The following is a 13,646-nucleotide window of genomic DNA, read 5'->3' as shown; positions in this document are numbered from 1 at the left end:
CGCGCAGGAATGGGCGATGACCGCGCAGGATGTCCTGTGGCGGCGCACCAAGGTCGGCCTGCATGTGACCGACGCCCAGGCCGACGCCCTCGAAACCTTCATGGCCAAAACCGTCCAGCGCCGATCGCAATAGCAGGTGGCGGCTGGCCGCGAGGCCAGCGCAGTCAGTGACGTGTAAGCGGTTGTGAATGCGCGTTTTATTTTCACTTTACATTCCTTGCCTTCGCGTTTGGTTTCGGTTATCGTTTCATCAACGACAAATGATCGCTTAGACAGCGGCTGTATCCGGTGGAACGCTAGAGTTGGGGTGGCACGTGCAAGCACGTCCTTACGGGCTCATTGTTTTCGGAGTTGATCTCGACGGCTGCGGCGTTGCCCAGCCCGCCGTGGACACGGCGTTTTGCGGGGTATCCGATAGCAGGATTTGGCGTTTCTCCGATCATGAGCCTGCCGGACCAGCGTGCACGCCGTCACTTCTTTTGAGCATGGCCGCCAGTCCAAAACGCGCCGTTTGCCGTGACGCAATGGCTGCTCAGAATCTTGTTTTCAATTCACCATCCGACATCCAAACCAAGGGGATCGCAATCCGTCTGGGGAGCCGGGAGGCTTGCGGTTGCGATCTCTGGCCGAGCCGAAACACCACACCGAACGCAAGAGAAGAAACAGGAGGAAAGTATGACGAAATATGTTGGATCCATTGATCAGGGCACAACCAGTTCCCGATTCATCATCTTTGATCGAAAGGGTACTGTCATTGCCGTCGATCAAAAGGAACACGAGCAGATATTTCCCAAACCCGGCTGGGTTGAACACAACGCGATCGAGATCTGGCGCAACACGATGAGCGTCGTTGCCGGTGCGCTCAAGAAAGCCAAGCTTTCCGCATCGGATCTGGTCTCGGTCGGTATCACCAATCAGCGCGAAACAACTGTCCTGTGGGACAAGAAGACCGGCGCGCCGCTGCACAATGCCGTGGTCTGGATGGATACACGCACGGACCAACTCGTCGGCCGCTACCAGAAAGACGGCGGCAAGGATCGGCTGCGCGAAAAGACAGGCCTGCCTCTTGCGACCTATTTTTCCGGATTGAAGCTGCATTGGCTTCTCGACAATGTGCCCGGCGCGCGCGCCAAGGCTGAAGCGGGAGAGGTGCTTTTCGGCAATATCGATACCTGGCTGGTCTGGAACCTCACCGGCGGCGCCGATGGCGGCATCCACATCACGGATGTGACGAATGCCTCCCGCACACAGCTGATGAACCTCAAGACCCTGGATTGGGATGACGAGATTCTCAAGCTCTTCAACATTCCGCGCGCCTGCCTGCCGACCATCCGCTCGTCGAGTGAAGTCTATGGCGAGATCAAGGCGGCACCGCTCCAGGGCGTGCCCGTTGCCGGCATTCTCGGCGATCAGCAGGCGGCATTGTTCGGCCAGGCATGCCTCAATCCGGGTGAAGCCAAGAATACCTATGGTACCGGCTGCTTCATGCTGATGAATACGGGTGAAAAGCTCGTTCCATCGACCTTCGGCCTGCTGACAACGGTCGGTTACAAGCTCGGGGACAAGAAGGCGGTTTATGCGCTTGAAGGTTCCATCGCCATCACCGGCGCCCTCGTGCAATGGCTGCGTGACAACCTCGGCATCATCCAGACAAGCCCCGACGTCGAAGCTTTGGCCCGGACGGTGGAAGACAATGGCGACGTGTATTTTGTCCCGGCGTTTTCCGGTCTTTATGCGCCGCATTGGAAGGACAGCGCCCGCGGCGTCATTGCCGGCCTGACACGTTTTGCCAACAAGGGGCACATCGCCCGCGCGGCGCTTGAGGCCAGCGCCTACCAGGTGCGCGAAGTGCTCGACGCCATGGTCAAGGACTCCAAGGTCGAGATCAAGGAACTGCGCACGGATGGCGGCATGACCGTCAATGAATTGCTGATGCAGTTCCAGTCGGACATTCTCGACGTGCCGGTCGTGCGCCCGAAGGTCATCGAAACCACAGCCCTCGGTGCCGCCTACGCCGCCGGTCTCGCCGTCGGTTATTGGAAATCCACCAATGACATCGTGGAAAACTGGGGTGTCGACAAGCGTTGGCATCCGGCCATGTCAAAGGCCGAGCGTACCAAGCTCTTTACCGCCTGGAACAAGGCCGTAACCCGGTCGCTCGACTGGGTGGATTAATACATCGTCAATTGGGGGAGCTGCGCTCGTTGCAGCTCCCTTTGTGCCATTCATCATCATTTTGAGGAGGAGGAGACTATGCATACACCATTCATCGGTGAACTATTGGGGACGATGATGCTCATCATTCTCGGCGACGGCGTCGTTGCCGGTGTTTTGCTGCAGGGTTCGAAAGCGCAGAATGCGGGCTGGGTGGCAATCACCGCCGGCTGGGCATTTGCGGTGCTCGCGGGCGTGTTTGTCGCCACATCGACAGGCAGTCCCGACGCGCACATCAATCCGGCAGTGACAATCGGTTTTGCTGTTGTATCGGGCGATTATTCGAAGATTGCGTCCTATATTCCGGCTCAGCTCATTGGTGCTTTCCTCGGCGGGGTTATCGTCTGGCTGCAATATCTGCCGCATTGGGCGAAAACATCGGACGCCGGCCTGAAACTTGCGGTTTTCTGCACGGGACCGGCCATTCGCAATACCGGGGCAAACCTTATCAGTGAAATCATCGGCACCTTCGTGCTGGTCTTCGTCATTGCCGCCATCTTCTCGAAAGCGGTTGCAGGCGCCGGCATCACCCCGGCCATCGGACCTTACATGGTTGCCATGCTGGTGTGGGCCATCGGCCTGTCGCTCGGCGGAACCACCGGTTACGCCATCAATCCGGCCCGCGATCTTGGACCGCGTATTGCTCACGCCGTGCTGCCGATCTCCGGCAAGGGCGGCTCCGATTGGGGCTATTCGTGGATTCCGGTGGTCGGTCCTATCGTTGGTGCTATCATTGCTGCGTTCTTCATCAAGGCCCTGATTTAACCCAAGGAGGCTGGCATGAAAAAGCTGATCAACGCTCCCGACGCTGTCGTGGAGGAAGCTCTGGACGGCATGACGGCCGCCCATGGCGATCTGATCCGAGTCCACCGCAACCCCAATTTCATCACGCGGGCCGATGCGCCCGTTCGGGGAAAAACCGCCCTCCTTTCGGGGGGCGGCAGCGGTCATGAACCCATGCATGGCGGCTTTGTCGGCCGGGGCATGCTCGATGCAGCCTGCCCGGGAGCGGTCTTCACCAGCCCGACCCCGGACCAGATGCTGGAAGCATCAAAGGCCGTCAACGGCGGCGCAGGCATTCTTCACATCGTCAAGAACTATACCGGCGATGTGATGAATTTCGAAATGGCCGCCGATCTTGCCCGGGCAGAAGGCATTGACGTCGAAAGCGTTGTTATCGACGATGACGTGGCGGTGAAGGATTCGACATGGACCGCCGGCCGGCGCGGCGTTGCCACGACGGTTCTGGCGGAGAAGATATGCGGCGGTGCCGCAGAAGCCAGGATGCCGCTCGCACCGGTGGCGGATCTTTGCCGCAGGGTCAATGCCAACGGCCGCTCCATGGGCATGGCATTGTCGGCCTGCACAGTGCCGCATGCGGGCAAGCCATCCTTCATCCTGCAGGAGGATGAGATGGAAATCGGCATCGGCATTCATGGCGAGCCGGGCCGGCACCGGGTGAAGCTGGAGAGTGCGGACCGCGTGGCGGAAATGCTGCTCGAGCCCATTCTCGAGGACCTGCCTTTCAAGAGCGGCGACAATGTGCTTCTCTTCGTCAATGGCATGGGGGGGACGCCGCAGATCGAACTGTATATCGTCTATCGCAAGGCATATGAGATCGCGGCGAAACACGGGCTGAAAGTCGTCCGCAATCTTGTCGGGTCCTATGTCACCAGTCTGGAAATGGCGGGCTGCTCGATCACCCTGCTGAAACTGGACGATGAAATGGTGAAGTTCTGGGACGCTCCGGTGGTCACGCCATCGCTGCGCTGGGGCGCCTGACATGATCGGCTGAAGCCCTCTGTCCGGGCTTCGGCCAGGCTGTGAAGTCAAGTCCCATCCCGTTCGCGGGGTGGGACCATTGTTGTCAAAATCTATCCGGGAGATATTCAAATGGATGTGCTGTCCGTCGCAACGCTTGTCACGTGGATCAACCGTGCTGCCGATGTCTATGAGCGTGAAAAGGCCTATCTGACGGAACTCGATGCGCCGATCGGCGATAGCGATCACGGTGAGAACATGGCCCGCGGCTTCCTCGCGGTCAAAGCCAAACTGGCGGATCAGTCATTCCCGGATGCCGCTGCTGTCTTCAAGACGGCGGCGATGACATTGCTCTCGACCGTGGGCGGCGCCAGCGGTCCGCTCTATTCGACATTTTTTCTCAGCGCTGCGGTGAAGGCGACGGGCAAGGTTGATCTTACCCTTGCCGACTGGACGGCGTGCCTGGAAGCCGCTCTTGCCGGCATCGTGCAGCGCGGCAAGGCGGCGCTGGGCGACAAGACCATGATCGATGCGCTGTCTCCTGCCGCCGATGCGCTGAAGCAGGCCGCCGGCAAGCCGCTTGCCGAAGCGCTGGCCCTGAGCGCGGCGGCCGCCGAAACCGGCATGAAGGCAACCATCCCGCTCGTTGCGCACAAGGGCCGCGCGAGTTATCTCGGGGACCGCAGCGTGGGGCATCAGGATCCCGGCGCGACGTCCACCCATTACCTGCTTAAAGCACTCGCCGATGTTGCCGCAGCATGAGCGGCGCGTCTGATCACGTCGCGCTCATCCTCGTTTCGCATTCCCGCATGCTTGCCGAGGGTGTCGCCACGCTGGCGCGGCAGATGACCGGGGATACGGTCACGATCATCTGCGCCGCCGGGATGGGGGACAATGGTGACGAGATCGGCACCGACGCCATGCGTATTCTCGAAGCCTTGACCGAGGCGGACCATCCGGCGGGCTGTCTCGTGCTTATGGATCTCGGCAGCGCACTTCTGTCGGCGGAGATGGCGCTGGACCTGGCCGAGGGTGACCAGCGCACGCGTGTGATTTTATCGGCGGCGCCGTTTGTCGAAGGTGCCATCGCGGCTGCGGTGGCAGCAGGGCAGGGCCTGCCGCGCGCGGAGGTTGAGCGTCAGGCGGTGCAGGCGCTGCGGCCCAAGATCGAGCAGCTGGGCGGTGAGGTTTCGTCAGCGCCGGAAGCCGCACCGGCAGATACCGGCGCGCCCGATGCCACGGCGGAGGCGGTCATCCCGGATCCGCATGGTCTGCATGCGCGCCCCGCCGCGCAGGTTGCGGCACTGGCTGCAAAATTCAAATCGCAGATCGGCATTGCCCGGGCGGAAGGCAACAAATCAGCCGCTTCGGCGGTCAGCATGATCGACCTCATGACGCTTGGCGTGCGGCAAGGCGATCGCCTCATCATCACGGCGAGCGGTGCGGATGCACAACAGGCCGTATCCGCCATGCGCGACCTGATCCAGAGCCTGGCCGGCAAGGCCGACCCTGCAGCAGCACCAGCGCAAGTCGTCGCAAAAGGCAATGCGACACCCGTTTCTCCGGGGATCGCCGTTGGACCGCTGACTGTTCTCAAGCGCCCCGTGCTCGAGGTGTCGAACGCATCCATTGCCGATCCGCAGGCCGAAATTGCCCGTCTGGATGTCGTCATTGCCTCCGTCGGCGAAACCCTGGGCAAGACGCATGGCATGGCGGGAGACATTGCGGCTGTTCAAATCGGACTTCTGGCTGAGCCCGGACTCATTCCCGCTGCCCGGACCAAAATCACCGATGAAAAATTGAATGCAACCGCTGCGGTTTCGGCGGTCTTTGACAAGGCGACACTGGCATATCGCAGCCTTGAAGATGCCTATCTGCGTGCGCGCGAAGCCGATCTGCTCGATCTGCGCGATACAATCATCGCAGCGTTGCTCGGCCGTGCGGCGTTTGAACTGCCGGCTGGGCCGCCAGCCATCTTGCTTGCGGACGAGTTGCCGCCGTCCGTAGCCCTTGTTCTCGATCCCGCTCAGGTCCTCGGGGTGATCGAGCGGCGCGGCGGCGCGACATCGCATGCGGCAATCCTGTTGCGCGGGGCCGGTATTCCGGCCATCGCCAATGCCGAAGGACTTGTTCCGGCGGACGCGGCAACCGTTGCATTCGATGGCGCCACCGGTGCTGTTCTGTTCGATCCGACGCCCGAACAAAGCGCGCCTTTTGTCAAAGCGCGTGATGAAGAAAAGCGGGATGCTTCCGGCTCCCCCCTGATTGACGGCAGCATCGAAATGCGCGACGGGCGCCGAATTGAGCTGTGGGCCAATGTTGTCGGCGTTGGCGATGCCAAGGCTGCAGTGAAAGCCGGTGCCTTGGGCATCGGCCTGCTGCGCACCGAAATGATGTTTCTGGACCGGCAGGAGGCCCCCGGTGAAATCGAGCAGATGCGCGAACTCAAAGCGATCTTCGATGTATTCGCGGGCAAGCCGATTGTCGTGCGCACGCTGGACGCCGGAGGGGACAAGCCTGTTCCCTATATGAACATGCCTGAAGAAGCCAACCCGTTCCTCGGTGTGCGTGGCCTGCGTCTTTCCCTCGCGGAACCGGCAATCTTCCAGACGCAGCTGCGTGCGATCCTGCGCGCTGCCGCCGGGCACGATGTGCGGATCATGCTGCCCATGGTGACTCAGGTCGATGAACTCCACGCGGCGCGCCGGGCACTGGACGAGGCACATGCGGCGCTCGATGCTGCAAAAATCGATCATCGCTGGCCCATTGATCTCGGCATCATGGTTGAGGTGCCGGCTGCCGCGCTGACGGCGAAACAGTTTGCGCATGCGGCGGATTTCTTTTCCATCGGCACCAACGATCTGACCCAGTACACCCTTGCGGCGGAGCGGGGCAATCCACGGCTTGGCACCTTTGCCGATGCGGCCCATCCGGCCGTGCTTTCCCTCATCCGCGATGTTGTCGAAGCGGCGGGAGCGACCACTATTCCGGTTTCCGTCTGCGGCGAAGCCGCAGGTGATCCCGATGCAGCCCTTCTTCTTGTCGCGTCCGGCGTGACCAAGCTCAGCATGGGGGCGGCATCGCTGCCGCGTGTGGCAAAGCGATTGCTCGGAACAGAGGTAAACCTGCGGGATCTGCGGGACCGCTGGCAGGATGCTGCTTCAGCGGCCGATGTGCGGAAAACCCTTTCGGACGGCGAAACCGGCGATCAACGTTCTAAGAAACGGGCTTGAACCGTTCAGTGATACCCGCCTGAAGCCTGGCTCCCTTCGGGTTTCCGGATAAAAAATGCCGCGATGACGGCGCCCAGCGAGATAATCGCTCCGCAGAGAAAAGCGGTTTTGATGCCGCCGGTGGTGGCGGTCAGAATATCGGCCCCGCCCGCAGCAAGGCTTGCCGAACGCAAGGTCATGATGGCGACAAACAGCGCCGTTCCCGCCGCACCGGCCACCTGCTGGGTGGTGCCGATCATGGCGCTGCCATGGGAATAAAGCTGCGGCGGCAATGAACCGAGGCTGACCGTGAACAAGGGCGTGAACATGAGCGCGAGGCCGATGCTCAGCACGATATGCGCGATCAAAAGGACCCAGAAGGGCGTGTCCTGCTGCACGAAGACGAGACCCCACAGCACGAGGCTCAAGACGATGGCGCCGGGGATGATCAGCGGTTTCGGTCCGTACTTGTCGAAGAGGCTGCCGACAGTGGGCGCGCAAAGCCCCATGATCAGGCCGCCCGGCAACATCAGCAATCCTGTCTCCAGCGTCGAAAGCCCGAGGACGTTCTGCAGATAAAGCGGCAGCAGGATGAAAACGCCAAACATCGACATCATCAGGATCGCCATCATCGCGGTCGAAATCGCGAACGTCCGTATGGTCAATGTGCGCAGGTCGAGCAGGGCCCGACCCTGCTTTTGCAGCTGCAGCTGGCGCAGGACGAAAACCGCGATGACCACTGCTCCCAGCACGAGCGGGAACCAGGGCGATACGGCCGGGGTATGGATGGCGGCTTCACCAAGTCCGCTGAGGCCGTAAACGAAACTGCCGAAACCGATGGCCGAGAGAAAGATGGAGAGGATATCGATCGGCGCCTTGATCGGAACCGTTACATTGCGCATGCGCAGGGTGCCGAGGGCCAGCGCCAGCAGCGAGATCGGCAGGACCAGCAGGAACAGCCAGCGCCAGTCGAGTGCGGAAAGGATCAGCCCGGAAATGGTCGGTCCGATGGCCGGGGCCACGGAAATGACAATGGAGATGTTGCCCATGGTCTTGCCGCGCGTTTCCGGCGGCACGAGATTCATGATCGTGGTCATGAGCAATGGCATCATCACCGCGGTGCCGGACGCCTGGACGACCCGTCCGACGACCAGCTCCGGGAAACCCGGTGCCAGCGCGCATACCAATGTGCCGGTGCTGAACAGGGACATGGCCAGAATGAACACCTGCCGCGTGTGCAGCCGCTGCAGCAGAAAGCCGGTGATCGGGATCACCACGGCCATGGTCAGCATGAACGCCGTGGTCAGCCACTGGGCAGCACTTGCCGTGATTTTCAGATCCGCCATCAAATGCGGCAACGCCACGCCCATGATGGTTTCATTGAGAATGACGACAAACGCCGACACCAGGAGCAAGGCAATGACAAGCCTGTTGCGGGCGCTATGGTCTTGCACGGGAGACGCAGACGACGTCCCATCGGCATAGGTCGGTGTATCATGGGTCATGGAGCTGCCTTGATTTGATATGGAATCTGGGTAGGCCCGGTTTGTCCGGCAACAGAAGCGCTTGATGCGTCTCATCTGTGATGACGAACCATCACGGGAGGTTTCGACGGGTGCGATGGATTATTTTGAAATGTACATCGGCAAAGCGGGGCTCAGCATTGAACGAGGCATCGGAACAAATTCCTTGCGGACTCAAACGCGACTCATGGGAACAAGCATTCTCATTTGATTGCCCATAATGCAATAGAACGAATTCTGACAGACATAAATATTTGATATCATATTCCCGAACCGGCCACTTCGCGCCTCCGGCGGATATGTGTGTCTTCATGTACGGCTTTAGGAATTTATTTTCACCAATGAAATGGAAATTATAGATATATATTAAATAGATGTCATGTTTTCATGATAAATTAAATAATGAAACCGTGCGCTTACCAACGTAAGCGCACGGTTCGCTTCTGTGCTGGAAGCAACTATTTTGCGAGTTTATCCCAACCATCGGCAATCGCCTTGATCGCGCCGGAGAAGCTGGTCAAATTGGTTGGAAAACGCACTTTCTCATAGGCGCTGGCCGGCAGCATTTTCGTCTTCACGTCGTCTGGCAGCGCGATGTCCCGGGTCGGATGAGCATAGCCCTGGGCGAGGAGCAGCTGTCCTTCATTGGAGAACAGATAGTCGATGGCAACCTTTGCCGCGTTCGGGTGCGGTGCGACCGAACTGATGTACTGGGCGAACAGCATTCCAACGGTACCGTCGGCGGGAATGATGACCTTGAGCGGCAAGCCGGTGGCATCGCGCTTGGCAAAGCCGTCAAAATCATAGACCAGGGAAATCGGGCATTCGCCCTTTTGCACGGAGCCGACATTCAGGACAACACCGTTGCGCAGGTTGCCGCTGTCGCGCAGTGTTTTGAACCAGTCAAGGCCGGGCTGCACATTGGCCTCGCTGCCGCCATTGGCGTAGGCTGCGGCAAGGACGGAGGCTGTTGCATAGGTCGAGATGCGCGGATCGCGGCTGCAGACCATGTCCTTGTATTGCGGCTTGAGCAGGTCATTCCAGGTCTGCGGCAGCTCTTTCACCTTGTCCATGTTGACAAGGAAAGCGATGGCGCCCCAATAGGATGCGGCCCAACGGCCTTCGGGGTCCTTGTATTGCGGCTTTATGCTGTCCCACGAGGTATTCTTGTAGCTGGCAGCCAGGCCGTTCTCCAGCAGACGCGCGGTGAAATCGTAGCCGATATCGGCAATATCCATGACAGGTGCATCCTTCTCCGCGAGAAGGTGCGTTATCTGCTCCGCCGACGTCATGTCGGTATCGACATGCTTGAGCGCGTATTTGCTTTCAATATTGGCGAAGATGGTACCGAGATTGACCCAGTCATCCGACATGCCATAGCTGACATATTGGCCTTCCTTCTTGGCGGCGGCGAGCTTGTCGTCGGCCATCGCCGGCAGAAGCTGGGCGCTGAAGACGGCAGCGCCGATGATCATGGTAACGCGTTTCTTGGTCATGGTTTTCTCCAGAGGCGGGTTTGTTCAATACACGCCGCTCCCGCTTGCGGCGTGCATGTCGGTGTTTGCGTTCAGTGCGGGGTATCGGCTCTCGCGTTCTGGCGAACCCGCGTTGCACTCCACAGGATGGCAAGCGAAATGAGCCAGGCGAATGCAAAGCTCATGAAGGCAAGGGCGCTTGCCTGCCGGGCATCGGAACGCGTGAACTCGACGAGATAGATCGGAAAGGTCTTGAAGCGCGTGCCGGTCAGCAGATTGGCAAGGACGAACTCGGCGAAGGCCGTGGAAAAGACCAGCAGGCTGCCGTTGACAATGCCAGGTGCGATGTTGGGCACGATAACCCGCAGCAGAACCTGCGCGGGGTTGGCACCAAGGCTTTGGGCCGCCTCTGAAAGCCTGTTCGTATCGACGCTTTCAAGGGCATTCATCACCGCGCGGTACATGAACGGCAGCGTGATGATGACATAGGCCGCAATCAGAAGATTGGGCGTGTTGACGAGGGGCAGCGGCAGCTTTGAATAGAGGCGGATGAGAGCAAGCGCCAGCACCACCCCCGACAGGGAAAAGGGTACGAGCGACAGGAATTCCAGCCATGGCTTGGCCCGCGGCATGCGCGCATGGACGAGATAGGCCGCAGGCACCACAAGGATCAGTGAAACCAGGACAGACAGTGCGGAAAGCCAGAGCGAATTCATCAGCGTATCGAGGAAAGCCGAGCGCGATGAAACCTTGATCCACCAGTTCAGTGTCAGTCCTTCCGGCCACAGGGTCCGGTCCCAGCGGGTTGCGACGGAAAACAGTGCCGTTGCGATGACCGGCACGATCATGAACGCGATGAAGGAACCGATGACCGGCGCCCGCCACGTGAGCGATTTCATGGTCATGCCGCATGCCTCATGCGGCGCATGAAATGCTGATAGGCAACGAGGCAGCTTCCCATGACAAGCAGGGAAAGAACCGCAAGCGCATCAGCCAGTGCCGGGTCAAGCTTCACCTCGCCGCGTATCAGGGCGGCGATCTGCACAGGGATGATATTGACGTCGGAACCGGTGAGGGTCCACGCGGTCGCATAGGCGCCGAAGGCATTGGCGAACAACAGGAAAAAACTTGCCAGCATGGCCGGCGCGAGAATGGGCAGTCCGATGCCGGTCCAATATTGCAGGCCGGAAGCGCCGAGGCATTCCGCTGCTTCCCGCCACTCCCGTCGCAGCCCCTTCAGCGCGGGGATGACGAGCAGAATGGCCAGCGGCAGCTGGAAATAGAGGTAAGCAATACCCAGGCCGCCGATCGAATAAATCCGGAAACCGGGATAGAGGTCGATACCGGCATAGCCCAACAGGATCGTGATGAAGCCGGTTGAGCCAAGCGTGATGACAAAGGCAAAGGCAAGCGGGGCACCCCCGAAATTTGCTGTGACATTGGCAAGGGCGGTCAGCGAAAGCCGGACGGTGGCGTTGGAGGATGTGGCAATGGCATAGGCGATGATCGTCCCCAAAAGAGTCCCGCCCAGGGCCGTTGCGAGCGACAATTGCAGGCTGTTGGCGAAGGCTGTGGCGATGGATGGCGTCAATGTCCGCGCAAAATTGCCCAGCAGCAAGCCGTCCGGCCCGCTCAAACTCGACTTCACCAGCATGAGGACCGGCAGGATTTCGAAGGCACTGACGAATGCCAGCAGCGGCAGAAGGCCCAACCAGGTGCGGTTGAGCTTTCCCAACCCAATCCTCTTCACGGCAGCACCACCACCGTGCCGTCACGCGCCACGATGACGTCGCCGTCAAACAGGGAACTGACTTGCCGCGCCACCTCGTCGTCATTCGTATCCGGATAGAGATGTGTAAGCAGCACGCGTTTTACCCCGGCAGACGCTGCGAGGCGGCCAACGCCATCGGCTGTGAGATGATCCGCCGTGACAAAACCTGTGGGGAAGGAGCACTCGCAGGCGAAAAGGTCTGCCTTGCGGGCCAGTCCGGCAAGGGCGACGCTTTCGATTGCATCGCCGGAATAAACAAAGACCCCGTCATTGGCTTCAAGCCGGAATGCCAGGCTGTTGTCCGTGTGGCCGGTCAGTGCTGTTTCGATGGCGAAGCCGGGAAAATCATGCCGGCCGGTAGGCAATTCGACGATATTCAGTTCGTAGTTTTCCGGCACCGTGCCATCGAACAGGTTCATGATGCCGGCAACGAAATCGCTCAAACCCTTGCAGCCCATGAGGGTGAGGGGTGCCGTGCGGGTCCATCCGGGTGTGGCATTGAAAGCCTGCAGCAAGGCGATGAGATCGAGCACATGGTCGGAATGCAGGTGGGAGATAAAAACCTTGTCGAGGTCGCGGTAGCTGAACCCTGCCGAATGCAGGCGCGCCAGCGTTCCTGCTCCCATATCAAACACCAGCCGTTCTTCGGCGATATTAACGAGGTAACCAGATGGGCTGCGGTTGGCGCAGGGAAGGACGGTGCCTGCTCCGAGTACTGTCACGTGCATGATTCATTCCTGGTAGCATCCTGTCTTTGGCACGAAGAGATTGCTTGGATAGGATTTGTTTTTTATTACGAAACAGTGTTTACTATTAACACGTGTCTGTTTAATGACAGGTAGGAGGAATTGTGCGCAATGGCTGAAGATCTCTACCGGGTGCAGAGCGTGGGACGAGCGCTGGATATCGTCGACAAGATCGCGGGGTCGGGGCGGGAGGGCGCGCGTCTGACTGACCTTGCGCGGGATGTCGGCATCACGAAAGCGGCGGCCTATGCCATTCTGCTGACGCTGAAGGCACGTGGCATCGTGACGGATGTGGGCGAGGGGATGACGCGGCGCTATCTGCTCGGCCTTGCCTTGGTGCGCCTTGGGGATCTCGCCATCAGCGGAACGGGGATCGCCGATGTCGCAATGCCGGTTCTGCGCCAGTTGACGCAGTCGATAGGCATCACCTCGCGCGTTGCCATATGGGACGAGGATGCGGCTGTGGTGATCGGCAGGGCCGATGCCCCCGATGCCATTCGATTCGAAGCGGCGCTTGGCCGACGCGAACGGCCGCATTGTTCGGCAGTCGGCAAGATCTTTCTTGCGGCCATGGCGCGCGACGATGCGGTGACCATTCTGGAGCGTGTCGGATACCCCGCACGGACCGCCAAGACGCTCAGCTCGATACCGGCATTGAGCGCTGCGCTCGATCTCGTGACCGAGCGGCATTATGCGATTGATGACGAGGAAGATCACGAAGGCGTGGTCTGCGTCGCCGCCGGTGTCTTCGGACATGATGGAGCTGCCGTGGGGGCGATCAGCGTGACGACTTTGAAACAGCTGCTGCCGGATGCCGCCGTACCGGCGATGGCGCGATCGCTCATCGAACATGCCGACCGTATTGCTGCAGCACTGGGCGGCCTGCCGTCTGCCGCGGCCTGGCGCATGAAATCACGGACAGGCATAGCAAAACCATGAATGTT

The 13,646-nt window shown here is 60.0% G+C and carries 11 protein-coding genes; 6 read left to right on the top strand and 5 right to left on the bottom strand.

The window, feature by feature from the left end:
• Positions 1-675: 675 nt before the first annotated feature.
• From glpK to ptsP, 5 genes are all read left to right on the top strand, one after another.
• Positions 676-2,175 (top strand): glycerol kinase GlpK, encoded by a 1,500-nt coding sequence (gene glpK, locus J1W56_RS24340; RefSeq protein ID WP_223615869.1) that lies wholly within the window; start codon positions 676-678, stop codon positions 2,173-2,175.
• 78 nt (positions 2,176-2,253) lie between these two features.
• Positions 2,254-2,979, top strand: a complete 726-nt coding sequence (locus J1W56_RS24335; protein ID WP_223615868.1) for an MIP/aquaporin family protein — start codon at positions 2,254-2,256, stop codon at positions 2,977-2,979.
• 15 nt (positions 2,980-2,994) lie between these two features.
• Positions 2,995-3,996 carry a dihydroxyacetone kinase subunit DhaK gene (dhaK, locus tag J1W56_RS24330; RefSeq protein WP_223615867.1) on the top strand — a complete coding sequence of 334 codons (1,002 nt, stop codon included), beginning with the start codon at positions 2,995-2,997 and terminating at the stop codon, positions 3,994-3,996.
• 111 nt (positions 3,997-4,107) lie between these two features.
• Positions 4,108-4,737, top strand: a complete 630-nt coding sequence (dhaL, locus tag J1W56_RS24325) for a dihydroxyacetone kinase subunit DhaL (protein ID WP_223615866.1) — start codon at positions 4,108-4,110, stop codon at positions 4,735-4,737.
• Complete coding sequence (ptsP, locus tag J1W56_RS24320) at positions 4,734-7,208, top strand: phosphoenolpyruvate--protein phosphotransferase (RefSeq protein ID WP_223615865.1); 2,475 nt, start codon at positions 4,734-4,736, stop codon at positions 7,206-7,208. The genes dhaL and ptsP overlap by 4 nt, the downstream gene beginning before the upstream one ends.
• 5 nt (positions 7,209-7,213) lie before the next feature.
• On the opposite strand, the gene J1W56_RS24315 is transcribed toward ptsP, so the two are convergent.
• The 5 genes from J1W56_RS24315 to J1W56_RS24295 form a co-directional block, all read right to left on the bottom strand.
• On the bottom strand, positions 7,214-8,692 hold the full coding sequence (locus J1W56_RS24315) for an MDR family MFS transporter (protein WP_223615864.1): 1,479 nt from the start codon (positions 8,690-8,692) through the stop codon (positions 7,214-7,216).
• A gap of 476 nt (positions 8,693-9,168) precedes the next feature.
• Complete coding sequence (locus J1W56_RS24310; RefSeq protein ID WP_223615863.1) at positions 9,169-10,206, bottom strand: ABC transporter substrate-binding protein; 1,038 nt, start codon at positions 10,204-10,206, stop codon at positions 9,169-9,171.
• Between the two features lie 71 nt (positions 10,207-10,277).
• Positions 10,278-11,090, bottom strand: coding sequence for an ABC transporter permease (locus J1W56_RS24305; protein ID WP_223615862.1), 813 nt, complete (start codon positions 11,088-11,090; stop codon positions 10,278-10,280).
• Positions 11,087-11,920 carry an ABC transporter permease gene (locus J1W56_RS24300; protein ID WP_223615861.1) on the bottom strand — a complete coding sequence of 278 codons (834 nt, stop codon included), beginning with the start codon at positions 11,918-11,920 and terminating at the stop codon, positions 11,087-11,089. The genes J1W56_RS24305 and J1W56_RS24300 overlap by 4 nt, the downstream gene beginning before the upstream one ends.
• Before the next feature lie 11 nt (positions 11,921-11,931).
• Positions 11,932-12,684, bottom strand: a complete 753-nt coding sequence (locus J1W56_RS24295; RefSeq protein ID WP_223615860.1) for an MBL fold metallo-hydrolase — start codon at positions 12,682-12,684, stop codon at positions 11,932-11,934.
• Between the two features lie 129 nt (positions 12,685-12,813).
• Between J1W56_RS24295 and J1W56_RS24290 the strand changes: the two genes are divergently transcribed.
• Positions 12,814-13,641, top strand: a complete 828-nt coding sequence (locus J1W56_RS24290) for an IclR family transcriptional regulator (protein WP_223615859.1) — start codon at positions 12,814-12,816, stop codon at positions 13,639-13,641.
• The last annotated feature ends 5 nt before the right edge of the window (positions 13,642-13,646 follow it).

The organism is Phyllobacterium calauticae (assembly GCF_019991125.1).
Taxonomy (GTDB): domain Bacteria; phylum Pseudomonadota; class Alphaproteobacteria; order Rhizobiales; family Rhizobiaceae; genus Phyllobacterium; species Phyllobacterium calauticae.
This window is presented reverse-complemented; position numbering and strand designations above follow the sequence as displayed.

Bases quoted from the DNA above. Each gene is read 5' to 3' on its own strand.
- ptsP (WP_223615865.1), top strand. From the start codon at position 4,734: ATGAGCGGCGCGTCTGATCACGTCGCGCTCATCCTCGTTTCGCATTCC.
- J1W56_RS24290 (WP_223615859.1), top strand. From the start codon at position 12,814: ATGGCTGAAGATCTCTACCGGGTGCAGAGCGTGGGACGAGCGCTGGAT.
- J1W56_RS24295 (WP_223615860.1), bottom strand. From the start codon at position 12,684: ATGCACGTGACAGTACTCGGAGCAGGCACCGTCCTTCCCTGCGCCAAC.
- J1W56_RS24310 (WP_223615863.1), bottom strand. From the start codon at position 10,206: ATGACCAAGAAACGCGTTACCATGATCATCGGCGCTGCCGTCTTCAGC.
- dhaL (WP_223615866.1), top strand. From the start codon at position 4,108: ATGGATGTGCTGTCCGTCGCAACGCTTGTCACGTGGATCAACCGTGCT.
- J1W56_RS24305 (WP_223615862.1), bottom strand. From the start codon at position 11,090: ATGACCATGAAATCGCTCACGTGGCGGGCGCCGGTCATCGGTTCCTTC.
- J1W56_RS24335 (WP_223615868.1), top strand. From the start codon at position 2,254: ATGCATACACCATTCATCGGTGAACTATTGGGGACGATGATGCTCATC.
- dhaK (WP_223615867.1), top strand. From the start codon at position 2,995: ATGAAAAAGCTGATCAACGCTCCCGACGCTGTCGTGGAGGAAGCTCTG.
- glpK (WP_223615869.1), top strand. From the start codon at position 676: ATGACGAAATATGTTGGATCCATTGATCAGGGCACAACCAGTTCCCGA.
- J1W56_RS24315 (WP_223615864.1), bottom strand. From the start codon at position 8,692: ATGACCCATGATACACCGACCTATGCCGATGGGACGTCGTCTGCGTCT.